Source organism: Arthrobacter sp. zg-Y844 (assembly GCF_024385465.1).
In the GTDB taxonomy this organism is placed as follows: Bacteria; Actinomycetota; Actinomycetes; order Actinomycetales; family Micrococcaceae; genus Arthrobacter_B.
The window spans coordinates 415,858-441,895 of the sequence record NZ_JANFLS010000004.1 but is presented as its reverse complement, the minus strand read 5'-3'; the positions used below and the strand labels follow the sequence as shown (position 1 = coordinate 441,895).

The window sequence follows — 26,038 nt, the reverse complement described above, 5'->3', positions numbered from 1 at the left end:
CCCGTGCAGTGCACAGGTGCCGCCTTTCACAAAGACTATCGACGCAGGCCGAGACGCTCAATGAGCGCACGGTAGCGGGCGATGTCGGTCTCGCGCAGGTAGCTAAGCATGCGACGACGACGACCAACCAGGGCCATCAGGCCGCGGCGGGTGTGGTGGTCATGCTTGTGGGTCTTCAGGTGCTCGGTCAGGTCGAGGATGCGCCGTGAAAGCACAGCAACCTGAACCTCGGGGGAACCGGTGTCCCCTTCAGCGCGAGCGAATTCCCGAATGATCTCCTGCTTGACGGCGGGATCGAGTGCCAATGTAACTCCTAGAGTTGTGCCGTGAGGCCCGAGTCAGCACTTCGCTGCCGGGAATCTTCCTGCCCTGGGGCGTCAGCCCCGGAACATAAAGAAATTCAGCCGCCACGGACCGCAGCCGAATTTGAAACCAGTTTACCTGCCCGGGCCGCTTTCTGTCGAAAGGACCTCGCGGGTGCGTTCGACGTCGAGTCGCATCTGGGCGACCAGCGCGTCGGGCCCGGTGTATGCCACCATGCCCCGCAGCCGGTCCACGAATTCCACCACCACGTGCTGGCCGTACAGGTTGAAGTCCTCCACCTCTTCGGCCGGACGGTCGATGACGTGGGCTTCCACCTGGCGGCTCACACCCTCGAAGGTGGGATTGGATCCCACCGACACGGCGGCGGGCCACCGGGCGCCGGCCTCGTCCACCAGCCAGCCGGCGTAGATGCCGTCGGCGGGGATAAGGCCTGAGGATTCCGGGGCGAGGTTGGCGGTGGGGAAACCCAGTTCACGGCCGCGTGCCGCCCCGTGCACCACTTCGCCGCGCATCCGGTGGGTGCGTCCCAGCAGGCGGGCAGCGGTGCGGACATCACCTTCCCGCAGTGCCTCGCGGATCCAGGTGGAGGAACAGCGCCGGCCGGAGTCCGGTCCGTCCGGAAGGGCACCGAAATCCTCCACCGCTTCCACGTCGAACCCAAGCTCGCGGCCGAGTCCGCGCATGGTGTCCAGGTCTCCTGCATTGCCCCGTCCGAAGCGGACGTCGTGGCCGATGACGACTGTCTTGACATGGAGCGCCTCGACCAGAACCGTGCGGACAAATTCCTCGGCGGTCAGGGACGCCAGATCCAGCGTGTAATGCATCATCAGCAGGCCGTCCAGCCCGGTATCCGCCAGCGCCTGCACCCGGTCCACGAGGCCCATGATCAGTTCGGGTGCGCTCTCGGGCCGGTGCACCTGCGCCGGATGGGGATCAAAGGAGATGGCGACGGCGGCGGCATCCTGGGCGCGGGCCACCTTGACCAGGCGGTTGAGCACATGCTGGTGGCCCAGGTGCACCCCGTCGAAGTTGCCGATGGTGATTACTGTCGGACCAATATCGGCGGGTATTTCCGCCAGGTCATTCCAGTAGTACACACAGGCTCCTTAACAGCATTTTCCAGCGCCGGTCGAACGGCTGGTCCAGGTTTCCGGGCGGCTTTCGCCGCGCCGGGACCTATCCATTATGTCCGATCTGCGCCGATTACCGGGAACCGCCCGCAATCCCGGCATCTCCTCCGGCCTGCTGGCTGTATTCGCGGCGCAGGTCGGAGGTCTTGGCGATGAACCGGTGCCAGACCAGCAGCGCCGGCGGGAAGGCCAGCTCAACGATCATCAACACAATGAAGGTGAAATGCGGGGTTCCGGAGAAGGCCCAGGAAAGCACCCGGCCGATGCCGCCCAGGAACACCATCAGGCAGACGAGCCAGAGCATGTTCGCCCACTGGAATTTCACGGCAATGGCCACGAACGCCGCACCTACGCCCACCATCATGGCGGCGAAGAACCGGTACTGGCTCTCGAGGGTCGGATCGACCTCTCCCCCGGAACTGTCCGGCAGGCCTGCCGTGCCGGTGATGAGGTTATAGAGGCCGAAGCCGGCCACGAGAATGCCCACCCCGATGACGACGGCGCGGAAAACACCCCAGTCATCACTGCTCTTGTAGGGCTTGGCAGCCTTGGGCTGCTTTGCTGCCCTGCCCGGCTTGCCGGACCGCTCCCGGCGGGTCGAGGCGTCAGACGCGGGCACGCCCGGTGTTGATGTCCCCGGCGTCGATGTCCCCGGCGTCGATGTCCCCGGCGCCTTCGGTGCCTGGTTTCCCGGGCCGTCCGTGCCCGTGGGGCTGTTCCGGTCGCCCGGTGTCGGCGCTGCGTTGCTCATGGCTCCCCTTTGACGGAGTTGGAACTGAAGTTGTTCCTGCCATCGTCTCACGCACCCGCGCGAATTAGGTAAGCATACTTATTTCATCGGCGCGCGTCTGCGCGGTGCCGGTAAAGCCACCACAACCCGATCATCGGCAGGATCAGCGGCACATACCCGTAACCGCTGCCGAAGCCGGACCAGACCGTGTCCTCGGGCAGTGCGGCCGGATCGATCAGGCCGAAGACGCCGACGGCCAGCACCCCGAGCATTTCCACGCCCACTGCCGCCACTGAGATCCGATAGGCCGTGGCGCCGGAGCGGGCCAGGCCGACGGTCGCCACGATGTAGACCACGGCGGCAAAAGCGGACAGCAGGTAGGCCAGCGGCGCATGCTCGAACTTGGTGAGGATCTGGAACGCAGCGCGGGCCGACGCCGCCAGCGCGAAAATCGCGTAAACGGCTACCAGCAGGCGGCCGGGTCCAGCGTTGCGGGCCGCCGGAGCGGACATGTCCGCCGACTCGGCGTCGTCGGGATTTATGCTGCGGTTCATAGAAGTGTTGCTCCGTCCCAGATCTGTTCCATCCGGAACAGCATGACAAATACGGTGATTCCCACGGCGGAAAGCACGATGTTGCTCCAGCGGCTGCGGTCCAGGAGCGACCACCAGACCGCACCGACCGGGATGACCAGCGCGGTCAGCAGATAGCCCCAGAACTCCCAGGCTTCGCCGGCGATCCCTTCCCCTCCGGCGAGGCGGATCAGGGAAGCGGCGCCGTAGACCAGCAGGAAGAGTTCGACGGCGGCCGCAGACAGGATGGTGAGGTCGTTTGGTCCCTGCTTCAGGACGGCGGCACCGATGCACAGCACCACGGACACCAGGCAGACGAGGGAACCGACGAGGAACAGCGGGTCCATTTACGCCTTCTCGTTTCCGGGTGTGAAGACCAGCAGTGCCTTCGCCTGCTCACCCTTGTCCTCGAGCAGTCCCACCGCCCGGCCGTCCGGATCGATGGCCGCGACCGGTCCCGGCTGTCCGGTGCCGGTGGCGCTGATCCGGCGGCCGTGCGAGAGGTCCTCGGCTTCGGCCGCGGACAGGCGGCGTACCGGGAAGAGGTCGGCGGCGGCGTCGTCGAGGTCCAGGACCCGCAGGTCCTCGGCCAGTTCCTCGAGGGTGGAGGCCTGGTCCAGGCTGAACGGTCCCACGCACGTGCGGCGCAGCGCGGTCAGGTGCCCGCCGACGCCGAGCGCGGCACCGAGGTCACGGGCGAGGGCGCGGATGTAGGTGCCGGAGGAGCAGTCGACGGTGACGTCGACGTCACGCAGCCGCCCGCCGTTCTCGCGCCGGATGGCGTGGACCTCGAACCGGGAGACGGTAACCGGCCGCGCGGGCAGGTTCACTTCGCCGCCGGCGCGGACCTTTGCGTAGGAACGTTCCCCGTTGACCTTGATCGCGCTGACGCTGCTGGGGACCTGCTGGATGTCACCCGTCAGGTTCGCCACCGCAGCCCGGATTTCCTCGTCCGTCACGGCGGCGGCAATGGTTTCGGCCGTGACTTCGCCCTCGGCGTCGTCCGTGACGGTCGACTGGCCGAGCCGGATGGTCGCTTCGTAGGTCTTGGTGGTGCCGACAATGTAGGTCAGCAGGCGCGTGGCCTTGTTGATGCCGACCACCAGCACGCCGGTGGCCATCGGATCCAGGGTGCCCGCGTGTCCGACCTTCCGGGTGCCCGCCAGCCTCCGCAGGCGTCCGACCACGTCATGGCTCGTCCATCCCTGCGGCTTGTCCACAATAATCAGTCCTGAACGGACCTGCCCTGAATTCACGCCTTTCAGTATATGTTGCGGCGACCGGCGTCCGTTCCGCACCGCTGCCGCCCGCAGGCGGCGATAGCATTCGGATATGGCACAGCTCTCACCCCATGTCCGGAAAGTCCCGGCCAACCAGATCCGCCAAATCACCCAGGCCGCCTGGGCGAAGCCGGATGCGATTGTCCTGAGCATCGGCGAGCCCGGCTTCCCCACCCCGGGGCATATCCTCGACGCCGCCCGGGCCACGCTGGACCGGGATGAAACCGGTTACACCCCCAATGCGGGGATCGCTCCCCTGCGCTCTGCCTTCGCCCGGCATGCGGGTGCCGCCTGCGGGAAAGAGATCAGCGCTGAGCGCGTCTTCGTTACGTCGGGGGCGCAGCAGGGCCTGCATTTGGCCATGAGCCTGCTCCTGGACGCCGGAGACGAGATCCTGGTGCCGAACCCGGGATACCCGACGTTCGCGATGACCGCCGAACTCCTGCACGCAGTGCCGGTGGCGTATCCCCTGTATCCGGAGCACGGGTTCCAGCCGAGGATCGAAGACATCGAAGCCCTGCTCACGCCGCGCACGCGGGTGCTGCTGCTGAATTCCCCGTCCAACCCGCTGGGGGCCGTGTTCAGCGGGGAACTGACCCGTGCGCTGGTGGAGCTGGCGCGGCGGCACGACCTGTGGATTCTTTCGGACGAGTGTTACGAGGCGTTCACCTTCGATGTGCCGCATGTGAGCCCCCTGGCGTTCGACGGCGACGCCGGGGAACGCGTGATCACTTCCCTCACCCTGTCCAAGACCTACGGCCTGACCGGCCTGCGCATCGGTGCGCTGGTGCTGCCCGAGGGACTGGAACCGGTCCTGAGCACGGTCATGGAGTCCATCGTGTCCTGTGTGGCATCCCCCTCGCAGTATGCGGCCCTGGCCGCACTCACCGGGCCGCAGGACTACGTAGACATGGCCTCCGCGCATTACCGGGCCAACCGGGATGCCGCCTGCTCCGTCCTTGCCGGGAAGGGAATCCGGTATCTCGAGGCACACGGCGCCTTCTACCTCTGGGCGGACGTCTCCCATGCGACCGGAGGAAACGTCCGGGACTGGGCCCTCCGCTTCCTGCACGAGCACGGCGTCGCCGTAGCCCCGGGTACTGCGTTCGGATCCATCGGCGAGGGCTGGATCAGGATTGCGCTGTGCGGGGACCGCGCGGAGCTGCTGGAAGGCGTGAGCCGGCTGCCGGAGCCCTGAGGCTGCGTAAGGCAGGTTGGGCAGCAAAAAGGGAGCGGCCCCGTAAAACGGAACCGCTCCCTTTTTGAGGGTCTAGGACCTACTTCGCGTCCGAGTCGACCGGAGCATCGGATTCGAGGTCTTCGTCGAAGTCCTCTTCGTCCTTGCGGTACGGATCGGCGTCGCCTGCGTAGCTGGCACCTTCCTTGAGCGCTGCCAGTTCGGCGTCGCGCTGCTTGGCTGCCCGGATCAGTTCCTCGAGGTGGCCGGCGTTAACCGGGATCTCGTCGGCAACGAATTCAAGCGTGGGGGTCAGGCGGACAGTGATGTTCTTGCCCACCTCGGCGCGCAGGATTCCGCGTGCGGATTCCAGGGCTGCCTTGGTATCTGCCTGCTGCTCTTCGTCGCCGAAGACCGTGTAGTACAAAGTGGCGTGCTGCAGATCATTGGTGACCCGTGCATCGGTGATGGTCACGAATCCCAGCCGGGGATCCTTGATCCGCCGCTCGAGCGCCTGGGCAACTACTACCTTGATACGGTCAGCGAGTTTCGCAGCGCGTGCTGGATCTGCCATTACCTCTCCTTACTAAGACTGGAAACATGTATCCGCAGGCCGCCGGGAGACCCGGCGGCCTGCGGCCACGGATTAGACGCGCGGCTTCTCGCGCATCTCGAAGGTCTCGATGATGTCGCCTTCGCGCACGTCGTTGAACGAGCCCAGGCCGATACCACATTCGAAGTCCGTCCGGACCTCAGTGGCGTCGTCCTTGAACCGCTTGAGCGAGTCCACGGTGAGGTTGTCACCGATGAGCTTGCCGTCGCGGGTGACCCGTGCCTTGGCGTTGCGGCGGATAACACCGGAGCGGACGATCGAGCCGGCGATGTTTCCGAACTTGGAAGAACGGAAGACTTCGCGGACCTCGGCGGTGCCGAGCTGGACTTCCTCGTACTCGGGCTTGAGCATGCCCTTGAGTGCGAGCTCAATGTCATCGATTGCTGCGTAGATGACGGAGTAGAAGCGCATGTCCACGCCTTCGCGCTCTGCCAGGTCGGCAACGCGCTCGGCCGGCTTGACGTTGAAGCCGATGATGACGGCGTTGTCCACCGTCGCCAGGTTGACGTCGTTCTGCGTGATGGCACCGACGCCGCGGTGGATGACGCGCAGCTGCACGCCTTCGCCGACGTCGATCTTGAGCAGCGAGTCTTCCAGGGCTTCGACTGCACCGGAAACGTCACCCTTGAGGATGAGGTTGAGGGTGTCGACCTTGCCGTCAGCAACGGCCTGGTCGAAGTCCTCGAGGCTGATGCGCTTGCGGCGCTTGGCCAGTGCGGCGTTGCGGTCCGCAGCCTCACGCTTTTCAGCGATCTGGCGGGCGGTGCGCTCGTCGTCGGTAACGAAGAACGTGTCGCCGGCGCGGGGAACGTTGGACAGGCCGAGCACCTGGACCGGACGCGAGGGTCCGGCTTCGGTGACGTTGTCGCCGTTCTCGTCGAACATGGCACGGACACGGCCGTGGGCCGTACCCGCCACGATGGTGTCGCCGACCTTCAGCGTTCCGGACTGGACCAGCACAGTTGCTACTGCACCGCGGCCCTTGTCCAGGTTGGCTTCGATCGCGATACCGCGGGCGTCCTTGTTCGGGTTGGCGCGCATGTCCAGGGCAGCATCTGCGGTAAGCAGAACGGCCTCGAGCAGGGCGTCGATGTTGAGGTTCTGGCGGGCAGAGACCTCCACGAACATGGTGTCGCCACCGTATTCTTCGGGAACCAGTCCGTATTCGGTCAGCTGGCCGCGGACCTTCTCCGGGTTGGCGCCTTCCTTGTCGATCTTGTTCACTGCGACCACGATCGGCACGTTGGCTGCCTGTGCGTGGTTGAGTGCTTCCACCGTCTGCGGCATAACGCCGTCGTCGGCTGCAACAACCAGGACAGCAATGTCGGTGACCTTGGCACCACGGGCACGCATGGCGGTAAACGCCTCGTGGCCCGGAGTATCAATGAAGGTGACGGCCCGCTCGATGCCCTCGTGATCGAAGGCGATCTGGTAGGCACCGATGTGCTGGGTGATACCGCCGTGTTCGCCTTCCACAACGTTCGAGTTGCGGATGGCGTCCAGCAGGCGGGTCTTACCGTGATCAACGTGACCCATGACGGTGACTACCGGAGGACGTGCCTCAAGCTGGTCGTCGCCTTCGGCTTCCAGTTCTGCCTCGAAGTCGATGTCGAACGTGCTCAGCAGTTCGCGCTCTTCGTCTTCCGGCGAGACAACCTGGATCTTGTAGCCCAGCTCCGTACCCAGTACGCCGAACGTCTCTTCGTCCAGGGACTGCGTGGCCGTTGCCATTTCACCGAGGTGGAACAGTACGGTCACCAGTGCTGCGGGGTTGGCCTCAATCTTGTCGGCGAAGTCCGTGATGGACGCACCGCGGCGCAGACGGACAACGGTGTTGCCGTCGCCGCGGGGTACCGAAACGCCACCCAGCGACGGAGCAGACATCTGCTCCAGTTCCTGCCGCTTGGCCCGCTTCGACTTGCGCTGCTTGCCGCGTCCTGCGCCGCCCTTGCCGAAAGCACCGGCAGTGCCGCCGCGTCCGCGGCCGCCCTTGCCGAAGCCGCCGCCAACCGGGGCGCCGCCGCCGCCGGTACCCGGGGCTCCGCCCGGTCCGCGGCGGGGTCCGCCGCCTGCACCGGGACGGCCCGGAGCTGCGGGACGTTCAGTGCGGTTGGGCATCATGCCCGGTGTGGGGCGTGCGCCGCCGGCGCCTGCTCCTGCCGGACGGGGAGTGCCCGGACGCGGTGCGCCGGGACGGGGAGTGCCGGGGCGCGGAGCACCCGGACGCGGTGCGCCGGGACGGGGTCCACCTGCACCGGCTGCGGGACGGGGGCCTGCGGCACCCGGCGTACCGGGACGTTCGGCCTCATCGCGGCGTCCACCCGGACGCGGCATGCCCTGCGAGGTAGCGAAGGGGTTGTTGCCCGGACGCGGTGCCCCGGTACCCCGTTCGCCGTCGCCGCGGCCACGCGGACGCGGCATGCCCTGGGAAGGCGCAAACGGGTTGTTGCCGGGGCGGGGTCCGCCACCGCCCGGGCGGGGTGCGCCGGGGCGGGGTGCCGAAGAGGCGGATGCCTTGGCGGCGTCTTCCTTGCCGGCTTCGGGTGCAGCGGGTTCCGCGGCGGGAGCCGGTGCTGCCGGAGCCTCGGCTGCGGGTGCAGCCGGAGCTGCCGGTGCCGGAGCGGCCTCAGCGGGAGCTGCCGGTGCCGGAGCGGCGGGCTGCTCTGCTGCGGGAGCTGCCGGGGCAGGCTTCGCGGAGCCGGGCTTGGGGGACGGGGCCGAAGGCTTGGACGCGGAAGCGTCAGCCTTGGCGGGGGCTGCCGGGGAAGCAGCAGCCTTGTTTTCAGACGCCGGGAAGGCGCCTCGAAGTTTCTTGACTACCGGGGCCTCAATAGTTGATGAGGCGGAACGGACGAATTCGCCCAGTTCCTGCAGTTTTGCAACTGCATCCTTCGAGGTAATGCCGAGCTCTTTAGCAAGCTCGTGTACGCGGACCTTGGCCACATTTCTCCTGTCTCGGTCCGCACCGAGCCAGGTACGAACCGTCTATTTACTGTGGGCTTCCACTGCAGTTGCAGCGGGGCCCATCGCAGAGCACAACAAAGTACTCATCGCTGGGTACTCATCGGGTTTCCATCAGATTTCTGACCCGCTTTCAGGTTGGACGGTTTTGAGTCCGTTCCCGGTCGGAACGTCCTCAAGGGCCTTGAACCAACGTTCAACGTCCGATATTTCCACGGAACCCCTAAAGGCCCGCGGAAAGCCCGAACGTTTCACTGCCAATCTCAGGCATGCCGTGTCGGGGTGCAACCAGGCACCCCTTCCAGGCATTCGGTGGTCCTCGTCGACACGGACGGCGTTGCCGCCTTCCATGCTGACACGGACCAACCGCAGCAGAACAGCTTGGTCATCCTTTTTCCTGCACCCTATGCACGTTCGCAATGGAACGTGCCTGGATACCCGATTTCCCGCGGCAGCGCCGGAAGCGGCTGCCGATGAATGGGACGCGGAGGGTGACCCGGCCTTATACATTCTAGCGCCTTTCTTGTCCGGCGCTGCATCCGCTTCCGGCACCGGAGCCTAGGAGGCCTTCGCGTCGGAAACGATATCGATCCGCCAGCCGGTCAGCTTGGCCGCGAGGCGGGCATTCTGGCCTTCCTTGCCGATCGCCAGGGAGAGCTGGTAGTCGGGAACCACAACGCGTGCGGACCTCAGGTCCTCGTCCGTAATGGTCACGGAGTTCACGCGCGACGGCGAGAGGGAGTTGGCGATGAACGTCGCCGGATCCTCGCTGAAGTCGACAATGTCGATCTTCTCGTCATGCAGTTCGTTCATGACCGCACGCACGCGGGAGCCCATCTCGCCGATGCAGGCGCCCTTGGCGTTGATGCCGGGGACATTGGCCTTGACGGCAATCTTGGAACGGTGTCCTGCTTCGCGTGCCAGCGCCACGATTTCCACGCTGCCGTCGGCAATTTCCGGAACTTCGAGTTCGAAAAGCTTGCGGACCAGGCCGGGGTGGGAGCGGGACAGCGTGATGGACGGACCCTTGAAGCCGCGGCGCACGTCAACGACGAACGCGCGCAGGCGGGAACCGTGGAGGTACTTCTCCCCCGGAACCTGCTCGGGCGGGGGCAGCAGTGCCTCCACCGAACCGAGGTTCACCTGGATCATGTGCGGGTTGTTGCCCTGCTGGATCTGGCCGGAGACCAGTTCGCCTTCGCGGCCCTTGAACTCGCCCAGGATGTTGTCATCCTCGACATCGCGCAGGCGCTGCAGGATGATCTGCCGGGCCGTGCTGGCGGCGATCCGGCCGAAGCCGGCCGGGGTGTCGTCGAACTCCCCCACCGTGGATCCGTCGTCGTCGAGCTCAGCAGCCCAGATGGTTACGTGACCGGTCTTCCGGTCCAGTTCCGCCCGCGCCTGCTCCTGGGCGCCGTTGGTCTTGTGGTAGGCAACCAGCAGAGCCTGCTCAATGGTCGGCACCAGCAGATCCAGGGGGATCTCCCGTTCGCGTTCCAGCAGCCTCAGCGCACTCATATCTATTTCCATCTAGGCCTCCTCAGCTGTGGTTTCATCATCCGGGGCGTCCTCGCCTACCGGGTCGTCTTCAAGGTGGGCGAATTCGACTTCAACGCGCCCCTTGCGGATGTCGGCGAATGCCAGGCGGACCGGGTCCCCCTGTTTGGCCTTCATCCCTTTCTTGACCGGGAGTTCCGGTATCAACGTAATGCCGTCGTCTTCGACGGAGATCAGCCGCCCCATCACGTCGTCGCCGCGCTCAACGGAAACGGACACCATCCGGCCTGCGTTGCGGCGCCAGTGGCGCGGCTCGGTGAGGGGACGGGAAACCCCGGGGGACGAAACCTCGAGGTTGTAGGGACGTCCGTCATCGCCCGGATCGTTGTCCATGGCTTCGGAAATCACTTGGGCTGCGGACGAAATCCTGTCCAGGCTGACGCCTCCGGGCTGGTCCTCGGGAAGGTCCACGATGACGTGGACAGTGCGGTGGGCACCTGCCAGCTTGATCTCGATGTCCTCGAGGAACAAATCCTGCATCTCTACCGTGGGGGCCAGATAATTCTTGAGCCGCTGCGTCTCCGCGGCTACTTCTGCACGCATCGCATTCCTGCGGTAATCCGACGACGTGTCTTTTTTGGGGTTGGGCCGAACCGCCATAGCTGCCTCCCACTAGATGTTGTTGTAGTCCTAGACTACCGACATTCCTGTGTCCTTGAGGCATCGATGCAGATGAGAGCGCGTTCGTGACATCATCGACTGTTGTGGATGAGCCCCTGGAAAACCCCGGACCCGAGCCCGCGCCTGCCCGCCGGTTCCGCCGTTTGGGTGCCGGGACGCTGCGTCTTGTGTTGTTCCTCGCACTCGGGGCGGTGATCCTCAGCTTCGGCCTGGTGGCCGGTACCGGGGACGGCCGGGAGCGCACCCGTTCCTTCTCGGAAATTGCCCTGGCCGAGGCGCGAACCAGCGCCCGGGCCCTTTCCGCCGAGGCGGGGGCACTGGCCGCTGCAGGGAAAAACCCCGAAGCAGTCGAACTCCTGGCCCAGGCCGAGGGGCTGCGCACTCAGGCTGCCCTTCTGACCAGCACCGGCCGGGAACCGGCCGCTGCCCGGAACACCTTCGAGGAACCGCTCGTTGTTTCCGGCTCGGCGGGAAAGGACCGGGCGGGCTCGCCCGCAGTTCCCGAGGCACCGGATGCCAAGGACCTCGAGCCCTATGTGCGGGCACTGGCGGCGTCTGCAAAGGCCAACCTGCAGGCTGCGTGGCGGGCGGACGCCGGCACGGCGCGCCTGCTCGCCGCGACCGGGGCCGCCCAGCAGGTCTGGGCCACTCGTACCGCGGGCCTATACGGCCTGGCCTTGCCGGAGACCAACGGCCCGCACACCGGAGATCCGGCTGCCGCAAGCGAAGCGACCGAGGCGCCGGCAGCGGAGAAGAAGTTGTCCAACTGCGCGGATGCCGGCACCGGAGAAAAGACCGCCGACACGGCAGCGGGAACTCCCTCCGGCAGGGCGGCAGCCGGTTCCGCGGCCCCCGACGCAGCCGCTGCCCTGAAGGCCGCCATTGACGCGGAATTCGGCGCCGCCTATGCCTATGAGGTGGCCCTCGCGCAGGATCCTTCCGCCGCAACCCGCGGCGGGCAGTGGCAGACGCGCATGGCCGCGCATCAATCCCGTGGCACGGACGCGGTGGCCTACCTGCCCGGCCTGTGCCTGCCGGCGGTGCCTCCGGTGGCCGCCTACCGCCTGGATGCAGGTTTCCTGCGCAATCCTGCCGACGCCCTGCCCCCACTGGAACAGCAGTTCCCGGCGGTCTACGCTGACCTGGTGGCGTTGAGCGAAGGAGAACTCCGCGGCTGGGCGATCGACCGGCTCGCCGCTGTCTCAGCGGAACTGTATCTGCAGACCGAAATCGTCCCCGCATCTCCCGGCCTCGACGCCGTCCCGGAGGATCTGCCGTGGAACTGATCCTTCGCCGCCCGCTCCCCCGTTCCGGCGGCCGCCATCCCCGCCGCAGCCGTAGCCGCCACCTCCGAGGAGAACTGCATGGCACCCGCCGTCGTCGTACCTGAGGCCCTGCGCCGACGCTACCTTGGCACCCGGGACGGCCGTACCTGGCTGGCTGGCCTGCCGGGACTGGTGGAGACCAGCCTGGCTGCTTTCCGGCTCGTTCCGGATCCGCCCGGGGCCGCGCCCTGGCACGGGCACGGAGCACTGGTGCTGCCCGTGCGTTCCGCCGACGGGAACCCCGCAGTGTTGAAGTTCCCGTTTCCGCATCCGGAAGCAGCCGCCGAGACGGCTGCCCTGGCCCTCTGGGACGGCAGAGGGGCCGTACGGCTGCTGGACAGGGACGCGGCCGGAACCTGCCTTGTCCTGGAACGCCTCGACCCCGACCGCACACTGTTGTCCGTGGACATGGACGCTGCCGTGCGGATCTGGGGTTCGCTCGTACGCCGGCTGAGCCTGCCGGAATCCGATTCGCCCCACTGGGCCGCCGTCCCCTCCCTGGCCCAGCACGCCGAACAGCTCTCGGACGAGCTGCCCGCGGAGTGGGACGCCCTGGGGCGTCCGTTTGAACGCTGGCTGCTGGAGGCCGCGCTGGAGGTCTGCCAGACCCGCGGCGCGGTGGGACGGCGGTCCGGCCGGGACGTCCTGGTCCACGCGGACCTGCACTATGCCAATGTCCTGGCCCGTCCCGGACACCCCGGCGACTACGCCGCCATCGACCCGCAGGCGGTCTTCGGCGAGGCCGAGTACGCCGTGGCTCCGATGCTGTGGAACCGCCTGCATGATCTGGATGCCTCGGCGCCGGAGGAGGCTCTGCTGGCACGGCTGGACGGCCTGTGCGCCGCCGCGGGCCTGGACCGGAACGCGGCGCTGGACTGGAGCGTCCTGCGTGAGGTCACCAACGCGCTGGATTACGTGCGCGAAGGGCAGCACGGCGACGCGCAGCGGTCCGTCTGGGTGGCATCGGCACTGACCGGCCGGCGGCATCCGGGCATTCCGCCGGTGCAGGAGCTGCCGGCCGCCTAGGCGCGGATGTTCTCCACCCAGACGTCGTGGCCAAGCTTGACGATCAGGGCGGCAACGACCACCAGGAAAACTATCCGGATGAACTTGCTGCCCTGCTTGACCGCCATCCGGGCACCGAGATAGCCGCCGATCATATTCGCGAAGCCGAGCACCAGTCCCAGCCCCCAGAGCAGCGATCCGTTCGGAAGGAAAAACGCCAGGGCCCCGAGGTTGGTCGCCATGTTCACGATCTTGGCCTTGGCGCTGGCTGCGAGGAAGTTGTACCCGAGCAGGGTCACCATGGCGATGATCAGGAAGGAACCGGTCCCCGGGCCGATCAGTCCGTCATAGAAGCCGATCACCAGGCCGATACCGGCTGCGGTGCCGTAGTGCCGGCGCCCGGTGTGGCGCAGTTTCGTCAACTCGCCGACGGTGGGCTTGGTTGCAGTGAACACCGCCACCGCCACAAGCGCCACCACGATGATGGGTTTGAAGACCGACGACGGGAGCGAGGCGGCCAGGATGGCTCCGCCGAAGCTCCCGGCCAAGGCAATGCCCGCCATCGGCAGCGCCGTCCGGAGGTCCGGATGGGCCCGCCGGTAATAGGTCACGGCACTGGTGGTAGTGCCGAAAATGGAGCCCATCTTGTTGGTCGCCAGGGCCTGGACCGGGCTGATCCCCGGTACGAGGAGGAGCGCGGGAAGCTGGATCAGCCCGCCGCCGCCCACCACTGCATCCACCCAGCCGGCAGCCAGGCCTGCCACCACCACAAGCGCGATGGTGGCAAGCGTGACCTCCTCGAGACCGGAGACCACGAAGGGCTACTGCGCTGCGGCGCGGCGCACGTACTCCACCGCTTCGGCAACAGGAACGTTCTCGGCGTTCCCGGTGGCACGGTCCTTGATTTCCACGACGCCGTCCGCCAGCCCGCGGCCGACCACCAGGATGGTCGGGACGCCGATCAGTTCCGCGTCGCCGAACTTCACGCCCGGGGATACCTTGGGACGGTCGTCGTAGATGACTTCCAGTCCCGCAGCCTCGAGCTCTTCGGACAGCTGGGCGGCGGCGTCGAAAATCTCGGAGCCGCGGCCCGTGGCCACCACGTGCACATCGGCCGGTGCCACCGCGCGGGGCCAGATGATCCCCTTGTCGTCATGGTGGGATTCGGCAAGGGCAGCGACCGCGCGGGTCACGCCGACGCCGTAGGAACCCATGGTGACCGTGGCCAGCTTGCCGTTGCGGTCCAGGACCTTCAGGCCCAGGGCATCGGCGTACTTGCGGCCGAGCTGGAAGATGTGGCCCATTTCGATGCCGCGGGCTGCTTCGAGCGGGCCGGAGCCGTCCGGAGCCTCGTCGCCTTCGCGGACTTCAACGGCCTCAATGGTGCCGTCCCAGGTGAAATCGCGCCCTGCGACCAGGCCGATGACGTGCTTGCCGGACTCGTTGGCGCCGGTGATCCAGCTGGTGCCGGTGACCACGCGGGGATCCACGAGGTACAGCAGGCCGGTGGCGGATTCGGTGCCCAGGACGGGCTCGTCGGTGCTCAGGCCCGGGCCGATGTACCCCTTGACCAGGCCGGGGTGCTTCTTGAGGTCTTCGTCCGTGGCGGCGTCAACGGCCAGCTCGCCGCCCATCCCTACATGGGAGCTGATGTTGGCTTCAATGCGCTTGAGGTCGACGGCGCGGTCGCCGGGCACGCCGACAACCACAATGCGGCGTTCCCCGGTTGGCAGGGTGACGGCCAGGACCACGTTCTTCAGGGTGTCTGCGGCAGACCATTCGCCTGCTTCGCGCGGGAAGCGGGCGTTGACGTCGTTTACGAGGGTTTCGATGGTGGGGGTGTCGGGAGTGTCCACCACACGGGCCGCCGGCGCGCCGGTGTAATCGATGTCCGCGGGCACCACGGTGGTGACGGCTTCGACGTTGGCAGCGTAACCGCCTGCCGAGCGCACGTAGGTGTCTTCACCCACGGCCATCGGGTGCAGGAACTCCTCGCTCTTAGACCCGCCCATGGCGCCGGAGACAGCCGAGACGACGACGATTTCCAGGCCCAGGCGCTCGAAGATCCGCAGGTAGGCCCCGCGGTGCGCCTGGTAGCTGGCGTCCAGGCCTTCGTCATCCATGTCGAAGGAGTAGGAGTCCTTCATAATGAACTCGCGGCCGCGAAGCAGGCCGGCGCGCGGCCGTGCCTCGTCGCGGTACTTGGTCTGGATCTGGAACAGGGACACCGGGAGGTCCTTGTAGGAGTTGTAGAGGTCCTTGACCAGGAGGGTGAACATTTCCTCGTGGGTCGGTGCCAGCAGGTAGTCCGCGCCCTTGCGGTCCTGCAGGCGGAACAGGTTCTCTCCGTACTCGGTCCAGCGGTTGGAGGTTTCGTACGGCTCACGCGGCAGCAGCGCCGGGAAGTGCACTTCCTGGGCGCCGATGGCGGCCATTTCCTCACGGATGATGTTCTCCACCTTGCCCAGCACCCGCAGGCCCAGCGGCAGCCAGGAGTAGATGCCCGGCGCCGCCCGGCGGATGTAGCCGGCACGGACAAGGAGCCGGTGGCTGGCGACGTCGGCGTCGGCCGGGTCTTCGCGCAGGGTGCGCAGGAAAAGGGTGGAAAGTCGAAGGACCACGCTGGGAATCCGTTTCTGCAGCCAGTCGGCTGCATCTCTCAAGAATGTATGCCCTACTAATCTAACGCGCCCGGCTGTCGATGCCGGACAGGCGTACGACGACGGCGGGGCCGGACCTGCAGCGCAGGTCCGGCCCCGCCCGAATCGGGTAACGCCGGGTTAGGTGCCGGTTACTTCTTTTCCAGCTCGGCGTACACCGCGTTGATGAGTTCCTCGGCCTCGGCTACGGAAGCCTCGGGATCGGAAGCGTTCACGAACCGGGCTGCGATGTTCGTGGTGCCGCTGGCGGCTGCAACCTGGGTGATGCCTTCCTCGATGGTTCCGTTGGACGTGATCGAGTGGAAGGCCTGGGTGGTATCCGCGTCTGTCGACGCGTCAATGCCTTCATTGACCACCGTCGCCTGCCCTCCCGGACCTTCCATGGTGTATTGGGCGCATTCGTCCAACAGTGTGTCGTTGTCCTCGACCTGCTTTTCCAGGACAGCCGGGTCTGAGTGGCTGACGACTGTCAGTGAATCGGTCTCGTTGAGCAGCAGGACTGCAATATAGGCGTTGTCCAGCACCTTGTTGACGTTCGTCGAGGCCAGCACGTCGCAGGCCGCCGGCGCTATGGTGATGTTTTCCAGGGGATCGACGGCGTTCATCATGTCCGGGCGCACCGTCTCATCGTTGCCGAGCGGGCCGTCCAGATTCTTGTCCTTCATGACCGCAGCGAGTGCGTCTTCCAGCTCATCCGCCGTGTACTGCTTCTCCCCGACCGCCTGCGTGGCGGGCGTGGGCGAAGACTCTGCCGACGCGGATCCCGAATCGCCGTCGGAGCTGCCGCAGCCCGAAAGTACAAAGACGCCGGCTATGAGCAGGGCGCCGGCCTTAATGGTTTTCTTCACTTTTCCCCCAGTTTGAAATGCTCCGCGGGCCGATCCGGCCGCGGTTGATGTTGTGTGTGCGTTCACGCCGCTACTTCGATTCGAGCTCTGCGTACACCGCGTCGATGGCTTCCTCCGCGTCGGCGATGGCTGCGTCCTCGTCGGCCGGATCGAACAGGGAAACGCTGACTTGGACGGTGCCCGAGATCCCTATGACGTGGATGGCCGTTCCCTCGGAACCGATTCGGTCAATCGTCGTCCGGTATGCCTGGGTGGTGGGCGCCTCCGTTGAGGCCTCAATCTTCTCCAAAGATGCGGCGAGCTCCGCTTCCCCGTTGGCCATCTGGATTTGCGCACAGTCGGCGACTGCCGTTTCGCTGCCTTCAACCTGCTCTTCAAGGACCGATGCGTCGTCGTAGCTGACCAGTGTCAGCACATCCGAGTCGTTGACACCGCCGAAGGCAAGGTTGCCTTCCTGGATTTTCCTGTCGAAGGTGGACGAAAGCAGGGCAGCGCATTTTTCCGGCTCAATTGAAATGTCCGTGTAGGACGCGTCCTCGAACTGGGGCCGCAGCATCGCATCGTTTTCAACGTCGCCTGTCAGGATCCCGTCCTCCGTGACGGCCACCAACGCGTCTTCCAGCTCATCTGCGGAATACTGGTCCTGGCCGACTGCCAGCGTGGGCGCGGGTGAGGACTCTGCCTCCGCGGATCCCGAATCGCCGTCGGAGCTGCCGCAGCCCGAAAGTACAAAGACGCCGGCTAAGAGCAAGGCGCCGGCCTTGATGGTTTTCTTCACTATTCCCCCATTTTGGATGTTTCTCCGGCCGCAATCCGGCAACATTTCTTTGTTTTGCCGTCGGCATTGGGCCATGGCTTCCGGATAGGAAGCCCGCTGAGAATCCTAACCACGTGATCCGGCTCACCCTAAATCGGTGCTAGCCCTCAATGCGGTCCAGTACCTCCTCGAGGAGCGGCGCGACGTAGCGGATGCTTTCCTGGGGATCTGCCTCGTGGAGCGTGATCTGTACCGAATTCGTCCCGGACCAAGCGGTCAGTACCACTGACGTCTGCGTGGTGCCGTTGGCGGTCTGGCGGGTGACGTATGCCTGCGATGCGTCGCCGACGGTAGGCATGTCAAGCGCTTCACCAGCCAGGGAAACTGTCCGCCCGTTGGCGGTCAAGCTGTACTCGGGGCAGGACGCGAGCTGCCGCTTACTCATCTTGGATTCTTCCGCAACGGCCTCTTCACTGGACCAGCTGATAACGGAGATGGTGTCCGGCATGCCCGGGGCGTTGCCCTCGATAGCCAAGGCACCCATACTGGCCTCGCGGAGAGCCTTCGTCGGATCGATGCCCTCGGTCGGGTTGCAGGGGCTGTACTCGACACCCTTCATGGCCTCCACGCTCCGGGCCGTGTTCTGCTTCAGCTGGGCCTCTTCCAGCACCGTGCCGCCGATGTCCAGATCGGTGTTAACCTCGCTCAGGACGGCGGCCAGCTCCGCACCGCTGAGTGCTCCTGCGCCGGTTCCGCCGGCCCCTTTGGACGCGGAGGACGTTGCCGACGGGGACGGCTTTGCGGACTTGGTGGACTTGGCGGGCTTCGACGGCGACGGTTTCCCGGTTGCGGTCGCGGCCGCTTCGCCGTCCCGGGCAGCAGGCTCATCGCCTCCTCCGCAGCCGGTGAGGACCAGGGCCAGCGCCAGACCCGCGCTTGCGGCTCCTGCCCGCCGGGATCCGGCCCGCAATGCGGAACTTGTTGTTTTTGTGGTGAAAGCACTCATCTTCCTGATCCCCCAACGTCGTTGTCGGCGGACAGGGTGCCTGGCCGCGCCTGCACCTCGGAACGGGGCTGCGGGCGTGCCGCCGGCGCATTGCACCTGCTCCCCCGTGCCGAGTGCGTGCCCAGAGCCTACGGCATCCCGGACACCGCGCCGAACAGACCGGCCGGGGCTGGGGCTGGCGCGGGGGCAGGGGCAGGCTAGAAGAGGATGGTTGCGAAGGTACCCACCTGATTGAAGCCGACGGCCTCATACGTGGCACGGGCCGGCGCGTTATAGGAGTTCACATACAGGCTGACAACCGGGGCAACGTCCAGGGCGGCGCCAACGACGGCGGACATGTAGGACCGGCTCAGCCCCTGTCCGCGGTATTCCGGATTCATCCAGACACCCTGCACCTGCACGGCCTGCCGGGAGACCGTACCGAGCTCGGCCTTGAACACCACCCGGCCGGCGGCGTCGAAATCCACCAGCGACTGACGGCGTTCGATCAGGCCCTTGACCCGCTGCCGGTAGTGCCGGTCTCCGTTGGAGACCGGCGAGTAACCCACTTCTTCCTCGAACATGGCCGTGCAGGCGGGCAGCAGCACATCGAGCTCTTCAAGGCGGGCAGGACGCAGCCCCGGCGCCGCAACGACGGCGGAGGGCTCGGCGATCTGCAGCAGGGGCTGCTCCGGACGGACATCGAACGGCTGCGGGGAAACATTCCGAAGCTCGGACCAGAGGGAGAGCACCGCCTCTGAGGGACCGAAGATGGACGAGAACCGGTTCCGCGACTTGGCCAGATACTGTCCGACCTCCGGGCCGGTATCGGCATCGAGACCGACTGGAACCACGTTCACACCGGACCAGCACGCACCGATCAGCGTGCCGCCGTCGAACACTCCCACAATCCGTCCACCCGCCGAGGTGGGGGCTGCCGTCCGGGCCGTCTCCAAGTGGGAAAGCATGAAAATGTTGGCGACCGGGTCGGCGGCGGCCAGATCCCACAGTGCAACGGTGTCGTCGTCGCGCAGGATCCGCAGCGCCGCACTCGAGGAGGCGCTGCGGATATCGGACTTAGCTGACGGTAACCATGGGGCCACCCGTCCCAGCATCCTCGCCATCGGGTTCTCCCATATCTTCCGCGATCCTCATCGCTTCTTCGATGAGGGTTTCCACAATCTGGTCTTCGGGGACGGTCTTGATAACTTCACCCTTGACAAAGATCTGGCCCTTGCCGTTACCGGAGGCTACACCCAGGTCCGCTTCGCGCGCTTCACCGGGTCCATTTACTACGCAGCCCATCACGGCAACGCGCAGCGGGATGGTCATGCCTTCGAGGCCCGCGGTGACCTGCTCGGCCAGCGTGTAGACGTCCACCTGGGCGCGGCCGCAGGACGGGCAGGAAACGATTTCGAGCTTGCGGGGCCGCAGGTTCAGCGACTGCAGGATCTGGTTTCCAACCTTGATCTCCTCCACCGGAGGAGCGGAGAGGGAAACGCGGATGGTGTCGCCGATGCCCTTGGACAGCAACGCCCCGAAAGCAGTGGCGGACTTGATGGTGCCCTGGAAAGCGGGACCGGCTTCGGTCACGCCCAGGTGCAGCGGCCAGTCGCCGCGTTCGGCCAGCAGTTCGTAGGCACGCACCATGACCACGGGGTCATTGTGCTTTACGGAAATCTTGAAGTCGTGGAAGTCGTGTTCCTCGAAGAGGGATGCTTCCCAGACGGCGGATTCAACCAGCGCCTCCGGCGTTGCCTTGCCGTACTTGGCCAGCAGCCGCGGGTCGAGGGAACCGGCGTTGACGCCGATGCGGATGGAGACGCCCGCGTCCTTCGCGGCATTGGCGATCTGCTTGACCTGGTCGTCGAACTTTCGGATGTTTCCGGGGTTCACACGCACCGCCGCACAGCCGGCGTCGATCGCCGCGAAGACATACTTCGGCTGGAAGTGGATGTCAGCGATCACCGGGATCTGGGACTTCTTCGCAATGATCGGCAGCGCGGCTGCATCATCGGCGCTGGGGCAGGCAACGCGGACGATGTCGCAGCCGGACGCCGTCAGTTCGGCGATCTGCTGCAGCGTCGCGTTGATGTCCGTGGTGGGGGTGGTGGTCATGGACTGAACGCTGATCGGCGAGTCCGAGCCGACTCCAACGGAGCCCACTTTGATCTGGCGGGTCTTGCGGCGGGGCGCAAGCGTGGGCGGCGGTGCAGCTGGCATTCCAAGGTTGACCGAGGTCAAAACGTCCTCCATGTGCCGAAACGGCAGGTATTAGGCTGTGAAGCGCGCGCTAATGAAACGCGCCCTTCCTATTATCACCCCGCCCCGGACAGAGACTGCTGGGGGCGGGCGAATATCACTGTGGGCTTAGAACGTCAGGGCTATGCGAGGTCGGAGAATGCGCCGAGGGCAGGTTTCCAGGCAGTGGTCTTCATGCCGGAAATAGCGCCGACAACGGCGAACGGATCCTGCTTCAGCAGGGCAAGCAGGCCGGTTTCATCCTCTGCAACAACCAACAGCAGCGCTCCGGCGCCGTCCACGAACGCGCCCGCAGACAGGACATGCCCCTCATCCACAAGCTGCTGCAGCCACTGGCGGTGTGCGGGACGGTGCTGGTCGCGGAGTTCGGCCGAATCGGCGTCGTAGACATACTCAACTGCAAAAATACTCATGCCCTAAAGCCTACGGGATGCCCGGACTGCAGCGGGTCAGGGGGCCCGGCAGCGCACGGTTACAGCAGGAACAAGCGGATGGGAACGGCTACTGCCACGGCCCACAGCATGGAGGCCAGCGTGCCGATGATGAAGCGCTCCGCCGCCGCCGGGGTCTCCTTGAGCTCGGCGTACCGTCCGAGCCCCTTCACTGCGACGACGTAGGCGATCGCCACCGGCTCGTCGGCCAGGACCGCTGCGGCCACCGCGAGGCGTTCCAGCACGCCGATCGCCAGCCCGCCGCGGAGGATGGCAGCCGGCGGCGGAGGCGGCGGGTTCTGGACTGCGCTGGCCAGGCGCAGCACGCCGGCCGTCACGGGCCAGCCGAGCAGCGCGGCGGCCAGGAGCCCGGTCACAACCCACACAATCGTCATTGATCCGTCCTTCGTTGAGCTGGTCCCGTTCCGCCGGCGAGGTCATCGGCACGCTCCAGCAACACTGCCGCTGCGGGCCGTGCAGCCCATTCCTCCTGCCAGCCACCCCGTCTGGCAGCCTTACTCACCGCCTGGGAACTGATGCCGAGCTTACGGGCAGCAGCAGTCTGCGAACCCCATTTACCGGGGTCCACGTGCTGCAGGATCCGCCATTCGGCGTCCGTGCGTTCGGCGATCAAGCGGCCGAGCAGGACCAGGACCGCCTCTGCCTCGGGGGCGCCCGGCGATCCCTCCACCGCAACGGGCGGCCGGTCGCCGCTTTTCTTGGCCCGGTCCACCGCCCGGCGGGCCGCGACAAAGGCCGGTCCTCCTGCTGCGCGGGGGCTGGCCGGCAGGGGTTCATGGACCCCTCCGACGCCGACACCCACGTACCAGTCCCCGTCCCGCAGGACGCGTAGAACGGCGTCGGTAGCGGTCCGGGCCGAGTCGCAGACGCCCTGGATCTCATCCCCCACCGACCGTTCGAAGGCCAGCAGCATCGGCAGGTCTGCGAGGGCAGCCAGGAGCTGCGGCACCTTGTCTTCGCTGCCCTGGCTGTTGCGCTGGTCGATCGTGAGGACGAACATGTTGCAACCGTAAGCGTATGCAAATCAGATTGCAACCGTTTATGGGTTCATTCTCTTTTGCAACTCGGCGGGAGGGGTAGCTGCTGAGGCGACGGCGGGGCCTGGGTCGCGGGGTGCCGAGGCACGGGCGGCGGGCGGCGGGCGGCGGGCACAGCGTCCCACCCGGTGGTACTTGTGGCGGATGGGACCCCAGCAGCACCCACCTGTCCCAGACAGTGGGACCCTCTGCGGCAGCGTGGCCGGAATTGGAAGCCCGAAGGCCTACGCCGTAGGCACGTTCTGACGGGCCAGGCAGGACAGGAGCCGCGCCGGTTCACGGCAGGACACCAGCACGACGCTCGGCCCGCATTCGATCCGAACTGACGGTCCGCCAACCAGGTAGCCTTTGGCCCCCGGAAGGCTCCGGAGCCCCATACCCTCCGTCAGCCCGGTAACCGGTCCTGCTGAGGCCCGCGTGATGTCCCGATACGGAATCTCGGTGGCAAACACCACCGCCACCCGGATCTGCACACTTTCCGGGCCTACCTGGATCCGAGCTGTCATCATCACGACGGCGACGAACACCACGGTTATCAGCACGCCCAGCACGAGCGGCAACGGCCCGGCTTCGAGTGCGGCAAGGATGCTCCCGCCTGCAGCCGCCAAGCCCAGCAGACCCACGATCAGCCGGTACTGTGCCGGCAAACCCGTACGGAAGGTGGTTGTTTCTGCTTCTCCCCCGGAACTCATGCCTGCCATCTTGCCACCCCGTGCCTTGAAACACGTGGATCCGAGGCCCGACTCAGATTCCCTGCGTTTTGTCGCAATCCCTGCGCCGCGCAGCGCAGGGATCCGGACAAACCGCAGGGATCTGGACAAACCGCAGGCAGCGGGAACCACCGGCACAGCACCCGCGCAGGCGCCCGGATAAGGCGGGGTCACCGGACCAGCGGGAACCACCGGCTCAGTGCCCGCGCAGGCGCCCGGATAAAGCGGTTCACCGGACCAGCGGGAACCACCGGCTCAGTGCCCGCGCAGCACCCGCGCAGGCGCCCGGCTAAGGCGGCTTTAATATCCCGGCGAGCTCTGCGAGCAAGGGATTTCGTTGCCGCCGTTCCGGCCGCCGGAGCGGGACCGGGGAAACCTAGTTGAACAGGCTGACCGGCTTCACGATGTCCGCGTAGATCAGCAGCGCGCCCATCCCCATCAGCAGCACCGCCACGGCGTACGTCAGCGGAAGCAGCTTCGCCATGTCGAAGGGCCCCGGATCCGGACGGCGGAACAGTTTCGCCACGCGGCGCCGCAGTCCCTCCCACAGCGCCCCGGCAACGTGGCCGCCGTCCAGGGGCAGCAGCGGAATGAGGTTGAAGACGAACAGCGCCAGGTTCACGCTGGCAACAAGTCCGATGAGCGTTGCCACCCGGTCCGTTAGCGGAATGGCTTCCTCGGCGGAGATTTCCCCGGCAATGCGGCCGACGCCCACCACGCTCATGGGTCCGTTCGGGTCCCGGGGTTCGGAGGAGAACGCGGCCTGGGCAACGTCCACCAGACGCTGGGGAAGGTTGACCACCACGCCGGCGATGTTGACCAGGTTGTCCCCCACCGCAGGCAGCACAGCCGTGGCCGGCTGGTTCACCAGTTCCTGCTCCGCGCCGACTCCGATGAAGCCCACTTCCTCCGTGAGGTAGTTGCCGGCGTCGTCGGTCTTGGCGGCTCCGTCGTCGCCCACCACCGGACGTTCCGTGAGCAGCGGCGTGATGCTGGTCTGGGTTTCGACGCCGTCCCGCTCATAGGTCAGCGGAACCGTGCGTCCGGCAGCCTCGCGGATCCAGCCCGTGAGCTCTTCCCAGGACGTAACGTCCCGGCCGTCGAACTTCGTGATGGTGTCCCCGGGAAGCAGGCCCGCCTCATGGGCAGGGGCGGCCGGGTCGGCTTCCGTGCAGTCGGTCTGTCCGGTGGCGGCCTGCTGCTCGGCGGAAATCACGCACTCGTTGACCGAGGCCAGCGTGGTGGTGGTCTGCGCGGTGCCGAAGCCCATCAGCAGGACCGCAAAAAGCACGACGCCGATCAGCAGGTTCATGAACGGCCCGCCGAGCATGATGATGATCCGCTTGTAGACGGGAAGCTTATAGAAAACCCGGTCCTCGTCGCCCTCGACCAGGCGGTCGGTCTCAGCCTGCCGCGCTTCGGTGGCGAGCTGCTGGAACATGCCGGTGCTGGAACGCCGCACCTCGCCGTCGTGTTCCTTGTTGGGCGGGAACATTCCGACCATGGAAACGTAACCGCCCAAGGGCAGTGCCTTGACACCGTATTCGGTTTCGCCGCGGGTCCGGGAGAAAACGGTGGGTCCGAACCCGATCATGTACTGGGTGACCCGCACCTTGAAGGCCTTGGCCGGCAGGAGGTGGCCTACCTCGTGCAGGGCGATGGAGGCAGCAATGCCGGTCGCCACGAACAGCACGCCAAGGATGAAAAGCAGAATGGTCAACGGGCTTCCTTCAGTTCAACTGCGGCTCTTGTCATCTTCCACAACGCTTCCGCGCGGCGGCACGTGCCCATTCCTCCGCCGCCAGCAGCGACTGGAGGGTGAGCGGCCCCGAGTCCGGGGCGTCGTCAAGTACGGCGGCGATCGTATCAACGATGTCTGTGAACCCGATCAATCCGTCATGGAAGGCGTCCACGGCTTCCTCGTTGGCAGCGTTGTAGACGGCCATGCGCGTTCCCCCGGCGGCGGCCGCCTGCTTGGCCAGCGCGACGGCGGGGAAGGCTTCCTCATCCAGGGGTTCGAAGGTCCATTCGGTGGCCTGGGTCCAGTCGCAGGGCTGTGCGGCGCCGGGCACCCGGTGCGGCCAGCCCATGCCCAGCGCGATCGGCAGCCGCATATCCGGCGGCGAGACCTGGGCAATGGTGGAGCCGTCCACGAACTGCACCATGGAATGCACCATGGACTGCGGATGGACGACGACGTCGATCCGGTCCAGCGGGATGTCGAACAGCAGGTGCGCCTCGATGACTTCCAGCGCCTTGTTGACCATGCTGGCCGAGTTGGTGGTGATCACCCGGCCCATGTTCCAGGTCGGGTGGGCCAGTGCCTGTTCCGGCGTGACGTCCGCAAGTTCGGCGCGCTTGCGCCCGCGGAACGGACCGCCCGAGGCCGTCACCACCAGCCGGTCCACTTCGCCGTGGGTGCCCGAGCGCAGGGCCTGGGCGAGTGCCGAATGCTCGGAGTCCACCGGAACCAGCTGCCCGGGAGCAGCGGCACGCTTGACCAGCTCTCCGCCCACGATGAGGGATTCCTTGTTCGCCAGGGCCAGCAGGTGCCCGGCGGCCAGGGCCGCCAGCGTGGGTTCCAGTCCAATCGACCCGGTGATGCCGTTGAGCACGACGTCGGCTTCGGTCCAGGCGGCGATTGCGGTGGCCGCGGACTTTCCGACAAACAGTTCAGGTGTATATCCGGTGATGCCGGCGGCGGCGGCAGCGTCGGAGATGTGCCGGTGCAGGGTGGGCAGGTCGACGGCGGCGCAGCCTACCGCCTCCGCCCGGGTGTGCACGGCCTGCCGGGCCAGGAGCTCCGGGTTGGACCCGCCGGCGGCCAGCGCCACAATGCGGAACCGCTCCGGTGCGCCGTCGGCCACGTCGATGGCCTGCGTTCCAATCGACCCGGTGGAACCGAGCAGGACCACCCGCCGGGGCAGATGGTCCGATCCGGGCCGGCGGGAACGGACGTAGTCGGATTCAGAGGAGATCGAGTCGGAAGGCTGCATGCCTCCAGTATCCCGCAGCCCGGCGGCCTTCCGCAT

Annotated in this window: 27 protein-coding genes; 3 read left to right on the top strand and 24 right to left on the bottom strand. The window is 66.4% G+C overall.

Features of this window, described 5'->3' with window-relative positions; genetic code table 11:
• Positions 1–35 precede the first annotated feature (35 nt).
• The 6 genes from rpsO to truB form a co-directional block, all read right to left on the bottom strand.
• Complete coding sequence (rpsO, locus tag NNX35_RS14430) at positions 36–305, bottom strand: 30S ribosomal protein S15 (protein ID WP_146363312.1); 270 nt, start codon at positions 303–305, stop codon at positions 36–38.
• A gap of 132 nt (positions 306–437) precedes the next feature.
• Positions 438–1,421 carry a bifunctional riboflavin kinase/FAD synthetase gene (locus tag NNX35_RS14425; RefSeq protein ID WP_255863359.1) on the bottom strand — a complete coding sequence of 328 codons (984 nt, stop codon included), beginning with the start codon at positions 1,419–1,421 and terminating at the stop codon, positions 438–440.
• A 106-nt stretch (positions 1,422–1,527) separates the two neighbouring features.
• Complete coding sequence (locus NNX35_RS14420; protein WP_255868111.1) at positions 1,528–2,205, bottom strand: DUF4345 domain-containing protein; 678 nt, start codon at positions 2,203–2,205, stop codon at positions 1,528–1,530.
• 83 nt (positions 2,206–2,288) lie between these two features.
• Positions 2,289–2,738 carry a hypothetical protein gene (locus NNX35_RS14415; protein WP_255868110.1) on the bottom strand — a complete coding sequence of 150 codons (450 nt, stop codon included), beginning with the start codon at positions 2,736–2,738 and terminating at the stop codon, positions 2,289–2,291.
• Positions 2,735–3,103, bottom strand: a complete 369-nt coding sequence (locus NNX35_RS14410; RefSeq protein WP_227924482.1) for a hypothetical protein — start codon at positions 3,101–3,103, stop codon at positions 2,735–2,737. The genes NNX35_RS14415 and NNX35_RS14410 overlap by 4 nt, the downstream gene beginning before the upstream one ends.
• Complete coding sequence (gene truB / locus NNX35_RS14405; RefSeq protein WP_255863361.1) at positions 3,104–4,012, bottom strand: tRNA pseudouridine(55) synthase TruB; 909 nt, start codon at positions 4,010–4,012, stop codon at positions 3,104–3,106.
• A 76-nt stretch (positions 4,013–4,088) separates the two neighbouring features.
• Here truB and NNX35_RS14400 point away from each other — a divergent pair, with 76 nt between their 5' ends.
• Positions 4,089–5,234: a pyridoxal phosphate-dependent aminotransferase gene (locus tag NNX35_RS14400; protein ID WP_255868109.1), complete on the top strand. Its 1,146-nt coding sequence runs from the start codon at positions 4,089–4,091 to the stop codon at positions 5,232–5,234.
• Between the two features lie 79 nt (positions 5,235–5,313).
• Here the strand turns inward: NNX35_RS14400 and rbfA are convergent, their stop codons facing one another.
• The 5 genes from rbfA to rimP form a co-directional block, all read right to left on the bottom strand.
• On the bottom strand, positions 5,314–5,787 hold the full coding sequence (rbfA, locus tag NNX35_RS14395; protein WP_255767174.1) for a 30S ribosome-binding factor RbfA: 474 nt from the start codon (positions 5,785–5,787) through the stop codon (positions 5,314–5,316).
• Between the two features lie 72 nt (positions 5,788–5,859).
• Complete coding sequence (gene infB, locus NNX35_RS14390; RefSeq protein WP_255868108.1) at positions 5,860–8,769, bottom strand: translation initiation factor IF-2; 2,910 nt, start codon at positions 8,767–8,769, stop codon at positions 5,860–5,862.
• 132 nt (positions 8,770–8,901) lie between these two features.
• Positions 8,902–9,297, bottom strand: coding sequence for a YlxR family protein (locus NNX35_RS14385; RefSeq protein WP_227924581.1), 396 nt, complete (start codon positions 9,295–9,297; stop codon positions 8,902–8,904).
• Positions 9,298–9,345: 48 nt separating this feature from the next.
• The gene (gene nusA / locus NNX35_RS14380; protein WP_227924477.1) at positions 9,346–10,317 is read right to left on the bottom strand and encodes a transcription termination factor NusA; all 972 of its coding nucleotides are present in this window, start codon (positions 10,315–10,317) and stop codon (positions 9,346–9,348) included.
• Positions 10,318–10,944 carry a ribosome maturation factor RimP gene (gene rimP / locus NNX35_RS14375; RefSeq protein ID WP_370647078.1) on the bottom strand — a complete coding sequence of 209 codons (627 nt, stop codon included), beginning with the start codon at positions 10,942–10,944 and terminating at the stop codon, positions 10,318–10,320.
• Between the two features lie 86 nt (positions 10,945–11,030).
• Between rimP and NNX35_RS16235 the strand changes: the two genes are divergently transcribed.
• On the top strand, positions 11,031–12,251 hold the full coding sequence (locus tag NNX35_RS16235; protein ID WP_255868107.1) for a DUF4439 domain-containing protein: 1,221 nt from the start codon (positions 11,031–11,033) through the stop codon (positions 12,249–12,251).
• A gap of 78 nt (positions 12,252–12,329) precedes the next feature.
• On the top strand, positions 12,330–13,316 hold the full coding sequence (locus NNX35_RS14365; RefSeq protein WP_255868106.1) for an aminoglycoside phosphotransferase family protein: 987 nt from the start codon (positions 12,330–12,332) through the stop codon (positions 13,314–13,316).
• On the opposite strand, the gene NNX35_RS14360 is transcribed toward NNX35_RS14365, so the two are convergent.
• The 13 genes from NNX35_RS14360 to dxr form a co-directional block, all read right to left on the bottom strand.
• Positions 13,313–14,110, bottom strand: a complete 798-nt coding sequence (locus NNX35_RS14360; protein WP_227924473.1) for a TSUP family transporter — start codon at positions 14,108–14,110, stop codon at positions 13,313–13,315. The genes NNX35_RS14365 and NNX35_RS14360 overlap by 4 nt on opposite strands.
• 6 nt (positions 14,111–14,116) lie before the next feature.
• Entirely contained in the window at positions 14,117–15,916 is a 1,800-nt protein-coding gene (locus NNX35_RS14355; protein WP_255868167.1) for a proline--tRNA ligase, read from the bottom strand.
• A gap of 170 nt (positions 15,917–16,086) precedes the next feature.
• Complete coding sequence (locus tag NNX35_RS14350; protein ID WP_255868105.1) at positions 16,087–16,803, bottom strand: hypothetical protein; 717 nt, start codon at positions 16,801–16,803, stop codon at positions 16,087–16,089.
• 70 nt (positions 16,804–16,873) lie between these two features.
• Entirely contained in the window at positions 16,874–17,581 is a 708-nt protein-coding gene (locus NNX35_RS14345) for a hypothetical protein (protein ID WP_255767168.1), read from the bottom strand.
• Positions 17,582–17,720: 139 nt separating this feature from the next.
• Complete coding sequence (locus tag NNX35_RS14340; RefSeq protein WP_255868104.1) at positions 17,721–18,566, bottom strand: hypothetical protein; 846 nt, start codon at positions 18,564–18,566, stop codon at positions 17,721–17,723.
• A gap of 197 nt (positions 18,567–18,763) precedes the next feature.
• Entirely contained in the window at positions 18,764–19,648 is an 885-nt protein-coding gene (locus tag NNX35_RS14335) for a GNAT family N-acetyltransferase (RefSeq protein ID WP_308219741.1), read from the bottom strand.
• A complete protein-coding gene (gene ispG, locus NNX35_RS14330; protein ID WP_230026182.1) occupies positions 19,623–20,789 on the bottom strand; it encodes a flavodoxin-dependent (E)-4-hydroxy-3-methylbut-2-enyl-diphosphate synthase in 1,167 nt (388 codons plus the stop codon). Before ispG ends, NNX35_RS14335 begins: the two co-directional genes overlap by 26 nt.
• A gap of 140 nt (positions 20,790–20,929) precedes the next feature.
• The gene (locus NNX35_RS14325; RefSeq protein ID WP_227924459.1) at positions 20,930–21,220 is read right to left on the bottom strand and encodes a YciI family protein; all 291 of its coding nucleotides are present in this window, start codon (positions 21,218–21,220) and stop codon (positions 20,930–20,932) included.
• A gap of 59 nt (positions 21,221–21,279) precedes the next feature.
• Positions 21,280–21,633 carry a hypothetical protein gene (locus tag NNX35_RS14320; RefSeq protein WP_255767166.1) on the bottom strand — a complete coding sequence of 118 codons (354 nt, stop codon included), beginning with the start codon at positions 21,631–21,633 and terminating at the stop codon, positions 21,280–21,282.
• Positions 21,630–22,259 (bottom strand): helix-turn-helix domain-containing protein, encoded by a 630-nt coding sequence (locus NNX35_RS14315; RefSeq protein WP_255767165.1) that lies wholly within the window; start codon positions 22,257–22,259, stop codon positions 21,630–21,632. Before NNX35_RS14315 ends, NNX35_RS14320 begins: the two co-directional genes overlap by 4 nt.
• A 261-nt stretch (positions 22,260–22,520) precedes the next feature.
• On the bottom strand, positions 22,521–22,988 hold the full coding sequence (locus tag NNX35_RS14310; RefSeq protein WP_255868103.1) for a hypothetical protein: 468 nt from the start codon (positions 22,986–22,988) through the stop codon (positions 22,521–22,523).
• A gap of 394 nt (positions 22,989–23,382) precedes the next feature.
• Positions 23,383–24,726 (bottom strand): RIP metalloprotease, encoded by a 1,344-nt coding sequence (locus NNX35_RS14305; RefSeq protein WP_255868102.1) that lies wholly within the window; start codon positions 24,724–24,726, stop codon positions 23,383–23,385.
• Positions 24,727–24,757: 31 nt separating this feature from the next.
• Entirely contained in the window at positions 24,758–26,002 is a 1,245-nt protein-coding gene (dxr, locus tag NNX35_RS14300; RefSeq protein WP_255767162.1) for a 1-deoxy-D-xylulose-5-phosphate reductoisomerase, read from the bottom strand.
• Positions 26,003–26,038: the final 36 nt, after the last annotated feature.